Genomic DNA, 13,569 nt, shown 5'->3' with positions numbered 1-13,569 from the left:
GGTCAGCCCCGGCCGCGGAAGAACGTCACGTCCGGTCTCGTCCGGACACGGCAGAAGAGAGTGCGGCACAGATGGTTTTCAAGGGCGGGCACGGGACGAACACCCCAGACGCTCGCTCGGCGGCCGCGCCGATCCCCGCGTCCTTCGCCGGCCGCGCCGGACAGACGGTGCTCGCGTACATCGCGCTGACCAAGCCGAAGGTGATCGAGCTGCTGCTCGTCGCCACCATCCCCGTGATGTTGCTGGCAGATCGTGGCCACGTGAACCTGCCGCTCATCCTGTCGACGCTGTTCGGCGGCTGGCTCGGCGCCGCATCGGCGAACACGCTCAACATGGTCGCGGACGCCGACATCGATCAGAAGATGAAGCGCACCGAGCGGCGCCCGCTCGCGCGGCACGCGGTGCCCGTGCGGCACGCGCTGATCTTCGGCCTGGTCCTGGCCGCGGCCTCGTTCGTGTGGCTGTGGCAGATGGCGAACCTGCTGTCCGCGGTGCTCGTACTGGTCACGATCGCGTTCTACCTGTTCGTGTACACGATGCTGCTCAAGCGGCGGACCTCCCAGAACGTGGTCTGGGGCGGGGCCGCGGGCTGCATGCCCACCCTCGTGGGCTGGGCGGCCGCCACCGGCACCATCGAGTGGCCGGCGATCGTGCTCTTCCTGGTGATCTTCTTCTGGACGCCGCCCCACACCTGGGCGCTCGCGATGCGCTACAAGGAGGATTACAAGGCGGCCGGCGTCCCGATGCTGCCCGTCGTCGCGCCGGAGACCACCGTCGCGCGACAGATGGTCTGGTACACGTGGGCCACCGTCATCACCACGCTCGTGCTGATCCCGGCCGCGGGCCTGGTCTACGCGATCGCCGCGGCGCTGTGCGGCGCCTGGTTCCTCTACGCGGTGCACAAGCTGTACTCGCAGACCAAGGCGGGGCAGGAGATCAAGCCGCTCAAGGTCTTCCTGCAGTCGAACAACTACCTCGCCGTGCTGTTCTGCGCGCTTTCGGTGGACTCGATCCTCAACTACAGCACCGTCTGGCAGTTGCTCGGTCACTGATGGCCGCCTCCGACCGCGACCTCTGGCCGCTGATCTTCGCCGAGCGCGCCGCACTGGCAGAGGACCTCGGCGCCCTCGCGGACGAGCAATGGAGCACCCCGTCGCTCTGTGCGGGGCTGACGGTGCGCGACGTCCTGGCCCATCTGACCGCCGGGGCGTCCGATAATCCCGCCGTCTGGTTCGCGGGCGTTCTGCGCAATCGCTTCGACTTCGACGCCAACGTCGCGCAGCGGCTGGCCAAACGACTGGGCGACGCTCCCGCGGACACGCTGCGCCTGTTCCGCGGCGTGGGCACGAGCCGGACGAAGGCTCCGATCCCCGTCGCCGCCATGCTCGGCGAGATCGTGGTGCACGGCGAGGACATCCGGCGCCCGCTCGGCATCGTCCGCGCGTACCCGGGGGGCGTGGTCGAACGCGTCGCCGCGTTCTACGCCGGATCCGACCTCATGCTGCCGTCGGCGACCCGGGCCCGCGACCTGCGGCTGCGCGCCACCGACGGCGCCTTCGCCGTCGGCGACGGACCGGAGGTCGCCGGACCCACCGTTGCGCTGGTCATGGCGCTCACCGGGCGGGACGAGTACCTCGCCGAGCTGACCGGCCCAGGCCTGGCGGAGTTCGCCTCCCGCTGAGCCGCCGGAGGTCAGGCCTGCGCGATCCCCAGCGCCGCGGTCACCGTCGCGCGGACGCGCCGGTGCACCTCCTGCGGCGACGAGGCGTCGAGCTTGCCGTCGAGATGCAGGAACGCCAGGCCGTGCACCAGGGCCCAGACCGCCGTCGCGGTGTCCTCGGAATCCGATGCGGCGCCCTGCAGGGTCTGCCCGATCAGGCCGGTCAGGTACGTCTTGATCATGTCCACCGCCTCGACGCGGTCCGGGTCTGTGCCGCAGGGCTCGGCGAACATGGCGCGGAAGAGGCCGGTGCGCCGCAGGGCGAAGTCCACGTAGGCGATCGCGATGTCGGCCAGGTCGTCCGGGCCGGACGGTGCCGGGGACGCGGCGGTCAGGGCCGCCGCCAGCTCGCGGTAGCCGACGGCGGCGACTGCCGAGATCAGGGCGCCCCGATCGGGGAAATGCCGGTAGGGCGCGGCGGTCGACACCCCTGCGCGCCGGGCGACGGCTCGCAGCGACAGGTCGGTGGCGCCGCCCTCCTCATCGAGGATCTCGACCGCGGCGCCCACGAGCGCGCCGGGCAAGTCGCCGTGGTGGTAGGTGGTGCTCATGGTGACAATCTACCTCAGTGTTGACACCGCTTACATATGCCGCTAATGTAAGCGGTGCTCACGCGATGCTTACACCGTCTTGAAAGGCGCCCCATGTCCGACCTGTTCTCCGCGCTTACTCTCCGCTCCGGTGCCGTCCTGCCCAACCGCATCGCCAAGGCCGCCATGGAGGAGGGCCTCGCGGGCGCGGACCAGGCGCCCGATAGGCGCACCGTCGAGCTGTATCGCCGCTGGGGCGCCGGCGGCACCGGCCTGCTCATCACCGGCAACGTCATGGTCCACGCCGAGGCGCTCACCGGGCCGGGCGCGATCGTCCTCGATGCACGCTCGCCGCTCGCGCCGTTCCGGGCCTGGGCCACGGCCGCCAAGGAGAACGGGGCGAGCATCTGGATGCAGATCAGCCACCCGGGCCGGCAGATCCAGAAGGACATGCCCGGCGTCGTCTGGGGGCCGTCCGCGAAATCCGTCGACCTCGGCAGCGCCCTGTCGAGCCGATTCGCCACGCCGACGGCCATGAGCGAGGCGCAGATCCGCGCCACCGTCGCCCGCTTCGCCACGACCGCCCGTCGGGCGGAGGAAGCCGGATTCGACGGGGTCGAGGTGCACGCCGCGCACGGTTACCTGCTCTCCCAGTTCCTCTCGCCGCTGGTCAACACCCGCACCGACCAATGGGGCGGCCCGCTCGAGAACCGCGCCCGCCTCCTGCTCGACATCGTCCGCGCGATCCGGGACGAGGTCGCCCCCGGCTTCGCCGTCGCCGTGAAGCTCAACTCCGCCGACTTCCAGCGCGGCGGCTTCGACGCCACCGATGCCCAGGCTGTGATCGCCATGCTCGCGCCGCTCGGCGTCGACCTCGTGGAGGTCTCGGGCGGCAGCTACGAGAGCCCCGCAATGACCGGCCGCGCGACCGGTCCCGCGGCCGACGGCCGCCCCGGCGACGCCCGCAGCGTCGCGCGCGAGGCCTACTTCCTCGACTTCGCCGCAGACCTCGCGGTTACTAGCGAGATCCCGCTCATGCTCACCGGCGGCATCACTCGCCGAGCGACCGCCGAGGCCGTCCTCGCGGAGAACGTCGCGGTTGTGGGCATTGGGACCGCGCTGTCCGTGGCGCCGGACCTGCCCGCCCGCTGGCGCGCGGGCGACGGCACCGTCGGCGCCCTGCGGCCCGTGACGTGGAAGAACAAGCCTCTCGCGTCCATGGCTTCGATGGCGCAGGTCCGCCACCAGCTGCGGCGCATGGCGGCCGGGAAGGAACCGCGCCCCGGCGTGCTGCCGGTGCTCGCGCTGGTCCGTGACCTCGCCGTCGTGCGACGGGCCCTCGGCCGATACCGCCGCTGGCTCGCGGCGCGCCCGGCCGACGGTGCCGCGCTCACCGCGGCAGCGATGTCAGGGGAGTAGCACCACCGAGCCCGTGGTCCTGCGCGCCTGCAGGTCCGTGTGGGCGCGCCCGGCCTCGGCAAGCGGGTACGTCGCACCGACCGTGAACCGCAGCGAGCCGTCGCGCAGGCCGTCGAGCACCGCGCCGCTGCGACGGGCGAAGTCCTCGCCCGTCGCGACGTGGTGCGCCAGGGTGGGGCGCTGCACGAACAGCGAGCCCAGCGGGTTGAGGCGCTGCAGGTCGAAGGGCGGCACGGGGCCAGACGCCGCGCCGAACAGCACGACGATGCCCTTGTGTCGCGTCGCGAGCAGCGAGGCCTCGAAGGTGTCCTTGCCCACGCCGTCGTACACGGCGGCGACGCCCGCGCCGTCCGTCAGCTCCCGCACGCGGGTCGCGACGTCTTCGTCGTAGCGCAGCACCTGCCAGGCGCCCGCCTCGCGCGAGAGCCGCTCTTTCTCGTCGGTCGAGACCGTTGTGATCACACGGGCGCCGAGCGCGGTCGCCATCTGAGTCACGAGCAGGCCGGTGCCGCCCGCGCCGGCGTGCACCAGCACGGTGTCGCCCGCCTGCACCGGGTGCGAGTCATGGGTCAGGTAGTGGGCCGTCATGCCCTGCAGCAGGACCGACGCCGCGACCTCGGGTGTTACCCCGTCGGGCACCGCGACGGTGCGCTCCGCCGGCACGGTCACGAGCTCCGCATAGGAGCCGGGCCCGTCGCACCAGGCGACCACGTCGCCCACCGCGCGGTTCGTGACGCCCTCGCCGACCGCGACCACGGTGCCGGACCCCTCGCTGCCCGGGATGTACGGCAACGCGGTGAGGTACATGCCCTCGCGGAAATAGGTATCGATGAAGTTGACCCCGATGGCGCTCGTGCGGACCAGCACCTGGCCCGGTCCGGGCGCCGGGTCCGGAACCTCGCCGTAGGTCAGGACTTCCGGGCCGCCGTGTTCTGTCACCGTGATCGCGCGCATGACTCATCTCTACCGCACGCGGTGTGGCAGGGTCGACGGGGCCGCAGAATCCGGCCCGCACATCCCGTCGACCGAGGAGTCCTCGCTTGCGTTCACTCGTGTACTACGTCGCCGTCTCGCTGGACGGCCGGATCGCCGGCCCCGAGGGCCAGTACGACTTCTACCCCGTCGACGAGGAGTACTCGCGGCAGATGAACGAGGAGTGGGGCGACGGGCTGCCGACGGGTCTGCACGAGGCGCTGGGCATCACGCCGCCGCTCACCAAGTGGGACACCGTCGTGATGGGACGCGCCACGTACGCGCTGGGCACCGACATGGGCGTGAACGACCCGTATGCGCACCTGCGCACGATCGTCTACTCGCGGTCGCTCGACGCCGCGGACTTCCCCGAGGTCGAGGTGATCGCCGAAGATCCTGTCGCACATATGCGGGCGCTCAAGCAGGAGGCCGGCGGCGACATCTGGCTGTGCGGCGGCGGAAAGCTCGCCGCCACGCTCGCGCCCGAGGTCGACAGGCTGGCGCTGAAGATCTATCCCGTGACCGCGGGCGACGGCATTCCGCTGTTCGCGGGCGGCTTCGCGCCGCAGCAGTGGAGGCTCGTCTCGCACCGCGCGTTCGACATCGGGGTGATCCTGGCGCAGTACGAGCGCGCCTGAGCCCGGCCGCACCGGGCGCGGAGCCGGGCGGGTACTAGCGGGACGAAGCCCGGTAGCCGGCCATCCGCTCGTGATGGCCGGGCTCCGTGGTGGCCTTGCTGACCAGCTCGCGATCCCAGTCGGAGGTGTCGAGGCCGGCCTTCTCGGCCGCGTCCTTCGCCTGCGCGGGGTTCGCGACGATCTGGTCGCCCATGATCCCGTCGCCGCCGACGAGCGTGATGCGCACGCCCTCCTCGCCCATGTTCTGCAGCACGGCGGTCGCCCCGTCGTGCTGGGCGGCGAAGCGCTTCAGGCGGGAGACGACGTTGCCGGGGGCCTGCTCAGTCATGCCGCCAGCTTATCGGGCGTGACGTCGGAGGCGCGCAGCACCCGCGCCTGCATGAGCCGGTAGAGGATCGCGGTCTCGGTGATCACCGACATCGCGCCCGCCACGTGCAGCACCACGAGCAGCGCTGGGACGCCGGTGAAGTACTGGACCACTCCGATGAGGGACTGCGCGGCGACCACCGCGAAGACGATCTTGAGGCGCCGCCGGACGGCCTCGCTCGACGGCCCGCGGACGATGAGCACGGCCGCCCACACCAGGATCGCGACGTACACCGCCACCAACAGACCGTGGGTCAGGGACAGGAGCGGGATCGACACGTCGAGCCGGTCGATGGCCTTCGGATTGGTGCGGTCGCCCGCGTGCGGGCCGGCGGCCGTGACCACGACGCCCGCCGCGAGCACGAAGGACATGACGATCGCGGAGACGGCGACCAGCCGCCGGGCGCCGGCGGGCGCCGCCTCGATCTCGACCCCGTCGTCGGGTTCGCCGACCTTGGCGTACAGCGTCGCGGCGATCCACACCATCGCGCAGGAGACCAGCATGTGGGCACCCACGACCCACCAGCGCAGGCCGGTGAGCACCGTGACGCCGCCGAGGATGCCCTGAGCGAAGGTCGAGAAGGGCAGGATCCAGGCGTAGACCAGGATCTCGCGGCGCCGCCGGGCCCGCGCCACGGCGAGCACGATCGCGATCGACGTAGTGACCACGATCCACACCGCGATCTGCCGGTTGCCGAACTCGATGGCCTGGTGCCACCACGGGACCTCGTCCTGCGGGATCGGCAGCAGGGAATCGTCGAAACACTTGGGCCACGTCGGGCAGCCCAGTCCCGAGCCGGTCACGCGCACCACCGAACCGGTGACGGCGATGAGCGCCTGGGAGAGCAGCGCGGCGAGCGCGATCCGCTGCTGCGCCTTCACGCTGGGGAGCGGCAGGCGGTCGACGAGGCGCAGGAAGAGCTGGTACACGCCGATCATCGTACGTGGGCGTCCCGCGGCTACTACGTCCTGTAGTGGCTAACCGGTGAACCGGAACAGGCGGACGGCCGCGGCGGACCCGACGACACCCCACGCGGCGAGCACCGTCAGGCCGAGCCAGTCGACGCTGCCCGTGGTCGACGCGAGGGTGAGCGCCTCGGTCAGCGAGCCCGACGGGGACAGGCGCGCGAGCACCAGCACCGCGTCCGGTACGTGCTCACGGACCACGACGAGGGAGGCGATGGCACCCATGACGAACCACAGCAGGTTCGCCAGCGCGAGCACCACCTCCGCCTTGAGCGTGCCGCCGAGCAGCAGACCCAGCGAGGCGAAGGCGGAGACCCCGAGCGCGAGGATCGGCGCCCAGAGCGGCAGCCCGACGGGCTCGGGTCGCCAGCCCAGCGCGAAGCCGATCCCGCCGAGGAGCGCCGCCTGCAGGACCACCACGATCACCACGGCGAGGGTCTTGCCGCCGATGACGCCCCACCGGGGCAGCGGCGTTGCGCCGAGCCGCTTGAGCGCGCCGTAGCGCCGGTCGAAGCCGACGGCGATGGCCTGGCCGGTGAACGCCGTCGACATCACGGCCACGGCCATCACGGCCGGGACCAGGGCGTCGATGCGGGTGGCGTCCCCGCCGATCGGCAGCACCGCGAAGCCGACGAGCAGCGCGATCGGGATGAACATCGTGAGCAGCAGCTGTTCGCCGTTGCGCAGCAGGAGCGTGAGCTCCATGCGTGTCTGTGCGGCGAGCATCGCCGTGGGGCGGGCTGCCTCGGGGTTCGGCAGGAAGGTGCCGGGGGCGAATCGGGGCTCTGCTCGGTTCACGTCATCCCCTCAAATCGCGGCCGGTCAGGTCGAGGAAGACGTCCTCTAGGGTCCGCGTGCCCACCCGCAGGTCCGTCAGCAGGGCGCCCTGTGCCGCGAAGTGCGCTGCCGCGTCGGCGATCACCGTGGGTGTCACCTCGGCGCCGCGCACCACGTAGACGGAGCCGTGCGCGTCGGTGCTGTCCACCGTCGCGGTGAAGCCCGTGCCCAGCCGGGCGGCCAGAGCGGAGGCGTCCAGGCCCGACGGTGCAGTCACCCGCAGCTCGTGCTCGGCGCCGAGGCGCGTGAGCTCCGCGGGCGTGCCGTCGGCCACCGCGCGGCCGCGGTCGATGATGACGACGCGGTCGGCGAGGGCCTCTGCCTCGTCGAGCAGGTGCGTGGTGAGCAAGACCGTCACGCCGTCGCGGCGCAGCGCGGCGACGAGGTCCCACACCAGCAGGCGCGCCTGGGCGTCGAGGCCGGCGGTGGGCTCATCGAGGAAGACCAGCTCGGGGCGGCCGACGAGCGCGCAGGCCAGAGACAGCCGCTGCTGCTGGCCGCCGGAGAGCCGGCGGTAGCCGACGTTCACCACGTCGGTGAGGCCGAGTGTCGAGAGCAGCCAGTCGGGGTCGAGTGGGTTCGCGGCGTAGGCCGCCACGAGGCGCAGCATCTCGCCGGTCTTCGCGCCCGGGTAGGCGCCGCCGCCCTGCAGCATGACGCCGATCCGGGGCTTGAGACGCGCGGCGTCGGCCACCGGGTCGAGGCCGAGGACCTCGATGCGGCCCGAGTCGGGCGAGTCGAAGCCCTCGCACATCTCGACGGTCGTGGTCTTGCCGGCGCCGTTGGGCCCGAGCAGGGCGAGAACGCTGCCGCGCTCGACGGTGAGATCGAGCCCATCGACGGCGACGACGTCGCCGAATCGCTTGGTGACGGAGGTCGCGGACAGTGCGGGCACGGAAAGTCAGACTACCCGGCCGGTGCGGCGGCGGCGTTCGCGGTGGCGGGGGAGTTCGAAGGCCAGGTAGACGGCCAGCGCGACGATGACGACCGTCGACATGCCTGCCTTGGCGATGACGTAGGGCTCGATCTCTCCGCCGTTGGGCATGAGCATCACCGAGATCACGCCGGAGACGATGACCGCGGCCAGACGGAAGCCGGGCGCGGTGGCCCATGCGGCGAGCGGCACGATCGCCCACAGCAGGTACCAGGGCTGCACGACGGGGAACAGCAGCACCAGTGCCGCCATCGAGATGCCGAGCGAGCCGACGGGGTGGATCCGGCCCGACAGCGTCGCGATGAGCATGCGCAGCACGATCACGGCGGCGAGCGCGGCGGCGATCGGCCTGGTGATGGCGAGGATCGCCGTGGTGTGGTCGCCGAGGCCCAGCAGCACTCCGGCCTGCCCGGCCCCGAGGCCCAGCACCGTCGGGACGGAGAGCCAGGAGCGGACCTTGTTGGCCGTGCCGAGGGTGCCGGCGTCGAGCCAGCCGTAGCCCAGGCCCGTCGCCTGGCAGACCACGACCACCACGACGACCAGCACGACCACCAGGAAGCCCGCGGACGTCGCGAGCGCGACGAGGGTGCGGCCCGCGTTCGGTCTCCACTCGGCGAGCGCGGTCCGCCAGTCGCGCAGGCGTCCGCCGATGTTGGGAAAGCTGCCGCCGAGGCGTCGCGCGAGTGCCATGCCGATGAAGCCGAGCGCGAGCACGGACGTGATCTTGATCAGCCCGGACAGGGCGATCATCGCGGCGCCCGCGGTCAGCAGTCCGCCCGCTCTGGTCGGGGTGAAGCCGTTGAGGAAGGGGCGTCCCGCGTCGATCGCGCGGAGCGCCCACTCCATCCCGACGAGCATCATGCCGAGCATGAGGGCCTCGTTGTGGATGCCCGCGATGAGATGGAAGATGACCAGCGGATTCGCCGCGCCGAGCCACAGCGCGGCCACCTCATTCACGCCGCAGCGGCGCGCGAGCCGGGGGAGTGCCCACACGATCATCGCTACGCCGGCCAGGGCCAGCACACGGTGCAGCACCACTCCGGCGACGATGTTCTCGCCGGTCAGCCACGTGATACCGCGGCCGAGGTAGAGGAACAGCGGCCCGTACGGCGCGGGGGTGTCGCGCCAGATGTTCGGCACCGAGCGGGTGAAGACGTGGTCGATGCCCAGCGCCGCGGCGGGGCCGATCTTGTACGGGTCCAGCCCGCGGGCGGTGATCTCCGACTGCGCCAGATAGGAGTAGACGTCCTTACTGAACATCGGGGGCGCGAACAGGAAGGGCAGCACCCACAGCGCGAGGATCCGGTCGAATCCGCGGCGGGTCAGCCGGCGAGGCGGCGCCGGCTCGGCGTGGGCGTTCGGGTTGAGGTAGCCGATCGTGTACCTGCGCAGCAGCACCCACGCGATCATCAGCATCGCGGTGCCGACCATCGTCACCGTCAGTGCCGTCGACTGCATCCGGAACATGAGGCCGATCAGCCGGCGCCCGGCGATCGGGTTCTGCACCACGGGGAACGAGCCCACACCGAGCGCGCCGAAAGCGATGAGCACGGCGCCGACGCCGCCGAAGGTCGCGATCGTCCGGACCGTCCGCTTCTCCTGGGCGTTGAGGTCCGGGTACTGCTGCTCGTCGGTGTGCAGGCGGTTCACCGTGCCCCCGGGGCCGCTCGCCGCGATGCCCGACGGTGCCCCGCCGGGCTTGGTCAGGCCGAGGTAGTCCGCGAACGTGCGCACAGGAGCCGGGAGAGAGGGGGTAGCGCGCACGTCCGCAAGAGTAGACGGTGCCCGGCTCGTCGTGCGCGCCCCTGGGGCGAGGAGCGCTGAGCTTAGCCTGACCTTGCTGGAAGTGCCGGACGAATTAGGAAACAATCGTGTTGTGAAATACGAGCAGCACGAGGCGCACGCCTCCTCGGCCCAGCGTGACGGGGACACCCGTGACGCCGTGGTCGGGCTGCTCATGAACCGGGGCCAGGCCACCGCGGCCGATATCGGCGAGGCCCTGGGGATCACGACCACCGCCGTGCGCCGCCATCTCGACAATCTGCTCGAGGCGGGCGACGTGACGGTCGCGCCACCGTCGGGCCTGGGCGGCCGGGGGCGGGGACGTCCCGCGAAGGAGTTCCTGCTCACCCCCTCCGGGCGGCGGCGTCTCGGCCAGGGCTACGACGCCCTGGCGGTCGACGCCCTCCGCGCTCTGCGCGAGGTCGGCGGCGAGGAGGCGGTGCGCACCTTCGCGCGGCGCCGGGCCGAGCAGGCCATCGGCACCATCAGCCCCACCGAGTCCGCGGACCCGGTGGACGGTGCCCGTAGGATCGCGGCGGCCCTCTCGGACGCCGGATTCTCCGCCGATGCCCGAGAAGTGGGCAACGGCGTCCAGATCTGCCAACACCACTGCCCGGTGTCGGAGGTCGCATCCGAGTTCCCCGAACTGTGCGAGGCCGAAATTTCGGCGATCGAGCAGGCGTTGGGAACTCATGTACAGCGTTTGGCCACCATCGCCAATGGTGACCGCGCCTGCACCACCCACGTGCCCCTTGAGCGCGTGGTCCGCGAGCAACCCGCTAAGGAGCTTCGATGACAACGGTCGAGAACGGCCCGCTGTCCCAGGAGGAGACCATCGCCTCCCTGGGCACCTACGGCTACGGCTGGCACGATTCCGACGCCGCTGGCGCCTCGGCGCAGCGCGGCCTCTCCGAGGCCGTGGTCGCCGATATCTCCGGCAAGAAGAACGAGTCGGAGTGGATGCTGAATCAGCGCCTCAAGGCCCTGAGCATCTTCGAGAAGAAGCCGATGCCCTCCTGGGGCAGTGACCTCGACGGCATCGACTTCGACAACATCAAGTACTTCGTGCGCTCCTCGGAGAAGCAGGCCGAGTCCTGGGAGGACCTGCCCGAGGACATCAAGAACACCTACGACAAGCTCGGCATCCCCGAGGCCGAGAAGCAGCGCCTCGTCGCCGGCGTCGCCGCCCAGTACGAGTCCGAAGTCGTCTACCACTCGATCCGCGCCGACCTCGAGGAGAAGGGTGTCATTTTCATGGACACCGACACCGGGCTGCGTGAGCACCCGGAGCTCTTCGAGGAGTACTTCGGCTCGGTGATCCCCGCGGGCGATAACAAGTTCTCCGCGCTGAACACCGCCGTGTGGTCGGGCGGCTCGTTCATCTACGTGCCCAAGGGCGTCCACGTGGACATCCCGCTGCAGGCCTACTTCCGGATCAACACCGAGAACATGGGCCAGTTCGAGCGCACCTTGATCATCGTCGACGAGGACGCCTACGTGCACTACGTCGAGGGCTGCACCGCGCCGATCTACAAGTCGGACTCGCTGCATTCCGCGGTCGTCGAGATCATCGTCAAGAAGGGCGGCCGCTGCCGCTACACGACCATCCAGAACTGGTCGAACAACGTGTACAACCTGGTCACCAAGCGGGCCAAGGCCGAGGCCGGCGCCACCATGGAGTGGATCGACGGCAACATCGGCTCCAAGGTCACCATGAAGTACCCGGCCGTGTGGATGATGGGCGAGCACGCCAAGGGTGAGGTGCTCTCCGTGGCCTTCGCCGGCGAGGGTCAACACCAGGACACCGGCTCCAAGATGGTGCACTTCGCGCCGAACACGTCGAGCAACATCGTCAGCAAGTCGGTCGCCCGCGGTGGCGGCCGGGCGAGCTACCGCGGCCTGATCCAGATCAACAAGGGCGCGCACGGCAGCCGATCCACCGTCAAGTGCGACGCGCTGCTCGTTGACTCGATCTCGCGGTCCGACACGTACCCGTACGTCGACATCCGCGAGGACGACGTGACGATGGGCCACGAGGCCACCGTCTCGAAGGTCTCCGACGACCAGCTCTTCTACCTGATGAGCCGCGGACTCACCGAGGACGAGGCCATGGCGATGGTGGTGCGCGGCTTCGTCGAGCCCATCGCCAAGGAGCTGCCGATGGAGTACGCGCTCGAGCTGAACCGCCTGATCGAACTGCAGATGGAAGGGTCCGTGGGCTAGTGAGCAACACTCTCAACGAGGCCGTCGAGGCCCACCCCGTCGCCAACAAGGGTGCGCTGTTCACGTCCTTCGACGTCGCCGCCTTCGAGATCCCCAGCCATCGGGACGAGGCCTGGCGGTTCACGCCGCTGCGTCGCCTGAAGGGCCTCCACGACGGCTCCGCGCAGGCCGACGGTGCCGTGACCGCCACCGTCGACGCGACGCCGGAGGGCGTCTCCTTCGAGACCGTGGCGAGGACCGACGAGCGGATCGGTCAGGGCGGCACGCCCTTCGACCGCGTCGCGGCGCAGGCGTTCACGTCGACCACCGAGGCGCACGTGCTGACCGTCGCCAAGGAGGCCGAGGTCGCCGAGCCGATCTTCGTTCGCATCGCCGGGCCCGGCGAGGGGAAGACGGCCTTCACGCACATCCAGGTGCGGCTCGAGCGGCACGCCCGCGCCGTGGTCGTGCTCGATCACACCGGCTCGGGCACGGTCGCCGAGAACGTCGAGGTCATCCTCGGCGACGGTGCCGCGCTGCAGATCATCGACGCGCAGGACTTCGCGGACGACGCGGTGTGGGTCACCCAGCACCACGTCCGCGTGGGCCGCGACGCGCACGTGCGCCACTTCGCCGTCCAGCTGGGCGGCGACCTGGTCCGCATGACCCCGCGCGTGCAGTTCGACGCCCCGGGCGGCAATGCCGAGCTGTTCGGCCTGTACTTCGCCGACGACGGGCAGCACCTCGAGCAGCGGCTGCTGGTCGACCACTCGGTGCCGAACTGCAAGTCGAACGTGGTCTACAAGGGCGCGCTGCAGGGCGATCCGTCCTCGAAGCTCCCCGACGCGCACACGGTGTGGGTGGGCGACGTCCTGATCCGTGCCGAGGCCGAGGGCACCGACACCTTCGAGCTGAACCGCAACCTCATCCTGACCGACGGTGCCCGCGCCGACTCGGTGCCGAACCTGGAGATCGAGACCGGTGAGATCGAGGGCGCGGGCCACGCCAGCGCCACCGGCCGGTTCGACGACGAGCAACTGTTCTACCTGCGCTCGCGCGGCATCCCCGAGGACGAGGCCCGTCGCCTGGTCGTGCGCGGCTTCTTCCAGGAGCTGATCGACCGGATCTCCGTCCCGGAGCTGCGTGAGCGGCTCTCCGCAGCCATCGAGAACGAACTCGCCACCGCCGGCGTCTAAGACTGAT

The 13,569-nt window shown here is 70.8% G+C and carries 14 protein-coding genes; 7 read left to right on the top strand and 7 right to left on the bottom strand.

The window, feature by feature from the left end; translation table 11 throughout:
* Positions 1–71 precede the first annotated feature (71 nt).
* Together HNP44_RS18950 and HNP44_RS18945 are read left to right on the top strand one after the other, a co-directional pair.
* Complete coding sequence (locus HNP44_RS18950; protein ID WP_259144545.1) at positions 72–1,052, top strand: heme o synthase; 981 nt, start codon at positions 72–74, stop codon at positions 1,050–1,052.
* On the top strand, positions 1,052–1,681 hold the full coding sequence (locus HNP44_RS18945; protein ID WP_259144546.1) for a maleylpyruvate isomerase family mycothiol-dependent enzyme: 630 nt from the start codon (positions 1,052–1,054) through the stop codon (positions 1,679–1,681). Before HNP44_RS18950 ends, HNP44_RS18945 begins: the two co-directional genes overlap by 1 nt.
* An 11-nt stretch (positions 1,682–1,692) precedes the next feature.
* Here the strand turns inward: HNP44_RS18945 and HNP44_RS18940 are convergent, their stop codons facing one another.
* Positions 1,693–2,271 (bottom strand): TetR/AcrR family transcriptional regulator, encoded by a 579-nt coding sequence (locus tag HNP44_RS18940; RefSeq protein WP_259144547.1) that lies wholly within the window; start codon positions 2,269–2,271, stop codon positions 1,693–1,695.
* A 93-nt stretch (positions 2,272–2,364) separates the two neighbouring features.
* On the opposite strand from HNP44_RS18940, the gene HNP44_RS18935 reads away from it, so the two are divergent.
* Complete coding sequence (locus HNP44_RS18935; protein WP_259144548.1) at positions 2,365–3,669, top strand: NADH:flavin oxidoreductase/NADH oxidase family protein; 1,305 nt, start codon at positions 2,365–2,367, stop codon at positions 3,667–3,669.
* Here the strand turns inward: HNP44_RS18935 and HNP44_RS18930 are convergent.
* The gene (locus HNP44_RS18930; RefSeq protein WP_259144549.1) at positions 3,658–4,623 is read right to left on the bottom strand and encodes a quinone oxidoreductase family protein; all 966 of its coding nucleotides are present in this window, start codon (positions 4,621–4,623) and stop codon (positions 3,658–3,660) included. The genes HNP44_RS18935 and HNP44_RS18930 overlap by 12 nt on opposite strands.
* Before the next feature lie 86 nt (positions 4,624–4,709).
* On the opposite strand from HNP44_RS18930, the gene HNP44_RS18925 reads away from it, so the two are divergent.
* Positions 4,710–5,279 carry a dihydrofolate reductase family protein gene (locus tag HNP44_RS18925; RefSeq protein WP_259144551.1) on the top strand — a complete coding sequence of 190 codons (570 nt, stop codon included), beginning with the start codon at positions 4,710–4,712 and terminating at the stop codon, positions 5,277–5,279.
* A 34-nt stretch (positions 5,280–5,313) separates the two neighbouring features.
* On the opposite strand, the gene HNP44_RS18920 is transcribed toward HNP44_RS18925, so the two are convergent.
* The 5 genes from HNP44_RS18920 to mptB are packed head-to-tail and all read right to left on the bottom strand — an operon-like array spanning position 5,314 to position 10,146.
* Positions 5,314–5,607 (bottom strand): hypothetical protein, encoded by a 294-nt coding sequence (locus HNP44_RS18920; protein ID WP_224648657.1) that lies wholly within the window; start codon positions 5,605–5,607, stop codon positions 5,314–5,316.
* Entirely contained in the window at positions 5,604–6,584 is a 981-nt protein-coding gene (locus HNP44_RS18915; protein ID WP_259144553.1) for a COX15/CtaA family protein, read from the bottom strand. Before HNP44_RS18915 ends, HNP44_RS18920 begins: the two co-directional genes overlap by 4 nt.
* A 39-nt stretch (positions 6,585–6,623) precedes the next feature.
* Positions 6,624–7,409 (bottom strand): ABC transporter permease, encoded by a 786-nt coding sequence (locus HNP44_RS18910; protein ID WP_259144555.1) that lies wholly within the window; start codon positions 7,407–7,409, stop codon positions 6,624–6,626.
* Between the two features lies 1 nt (position 7,410).
* The gene (locus tag HNP44_RS18905; protein WP_259144557.1) at positions 7,411–8,343 is read right to left on the bottom strand and encodes an ABC transporter ATP-binding protein; all 933 of its coding nucleotides are present in this window, start codon (positions 8,341–8,343) and stop codon (positions 7,411–7,413) included.
* A 6-nt stretch (positions 8,344–8,349) separates the two neighbouring features.
* Entirely contained in the window at positions 8,350–10,146 is a 1,797-nt protein-coding gene (mptB, locus tag HNP44_RS18900) for a polyprenol phosphomannose-dependent alpha 1,6 mannosyltransferase MptB (RefSeq protein ID WP_374758807.1), read from the bottom strand.
* A 112-nt stretch (positions 10,147–10,258) separates the two neighbouring features.
* On the opposite strand from mptB, the gene HNP44_RS18895 reads away from it, so the two are divergent.
* Genes HNP44_RS18895 through sufD form a run of 3 tightly spaced genes read left to right on the top strand, consistent with a single transcriptional unit; the run spans position 10,259 to position 13,562 of the window.
* Positions 10,259–10,960 carry a helix-turn-helix transcriptional regulator gene (locus HNP44_RS18895; RefSeq protein WP_224648714.1) on the top strand — a complete coding sequence of 234 codons (702 nt, stop codon included), beginning with the start codon at positions 10,259–10,261 and terminating at the stop codon, positions 10,958–10,960.
* Positions 10,957–12,387 (top strand): Fe-S cluster assembly protein SufB, encoded by a 1,431-nt coding sequence (sufB, locus tag HNP44_RS18890; protein ID WP_259144560.1) that lies wholly within the window; start codon positions 10,957–10,959, stop codon positions 12,385–12,387. The genes HNP44_RS18895 and sufB overlap by 4 nt, the downstream gene beginning before the upstream one ends.
* Complete coding sequence (gene sufD, locus HNP44_RS18885; protein ID WP_259144562.1) at positions 12,387–13,562, top strand: Fe-S cluster assembly protein SufD; 1,176 nt, start codon at positions 12,387–12,389, stop codon at positions 13,560–13,562. The genes sufB and sufD overlap by 1 nt, the downstream gene beginning before the upstream one ends.
* Positions 13,563–13,569 lie beyond the last annotated feature (7 nt).

Origin of the sequence: Tsukamurella ocularis, assembly GCF_024807615.1 — a bacterium.
In the GTDB taxonomy this organism is placed as follows: Bacteria; Actinomycetota; Actinomycetes; order Mycobacteriales; family Mycobacteriaceae; genus Tsukamurella; species Tsukamurella ocularis.
This window is presented reverse-complemented; position numbering and strand designations above follow the sequence as displayed.

What these genes read in the sequence shown, in the direction of transcription:
- HNP44_RS18950 (WP_259144545.1), top strand. Translation starts at nt 72, where the DNA reads ATGGTTTTCAAGGGCGGGCACGGGACGAACACCCCAGACGCTCGCTCG.
- HNP44_RS18945 (WP_259144546.1), top strand. Translation starts at nt 1,052, where the DNA reads ATGGCCGCCTCCGACCGCGACCTCTGGCCGCTGATCTTCGCCGAGCGC.
- HNP44_RS18940 (WP_259144547.1), bottom strand. Translation starts at nt 2,271, where the DNA reads ATGAGCACCACCTACCACCACGGCGACTTGCCCGGCGCGCTCGTGGGC.
- HNP44_RS18935 (WP_259144548.1), top strand. Translation starts at nt 2,365, where the DNA reads ATGTCCGACCTGTTCTCCGCGCTTACTCTCCGCTCCGGTGCCGTCCTG.
- HNP44_RS18930 (WP_259144549.1), bottom strand. Translation starts at nt 4,623, where the DNA reads ATGCGCGCGATCACGGTGACAGAACACGGCGGCCCGGAAGTCCTGACC.
- HNP44_RS18920 (WP_224648657.1), bottom strand. Translation starts at nt 5,607, where the DNA reads ATGACTGAGCAGGCCCCCGGCAACGTCGTCTCCCGCCTGAAGCGCTTC.
- HNP44_RS18915 (WP_259144553.1), bottom strand. Translation starts at nt 6,584, where the DNA reads ATGATCGGCGTGTACCAGCTCTTCCTGCGCCTCGTCGACCGCCTGCCG.
- sufB (WP_259144560.1), top strand. Translation starts at nt 10,957, where the DNA reads ATGACAACGGTCGAGAACGGCCCGCTGTCCCAGGAGGAGACCATCGCC.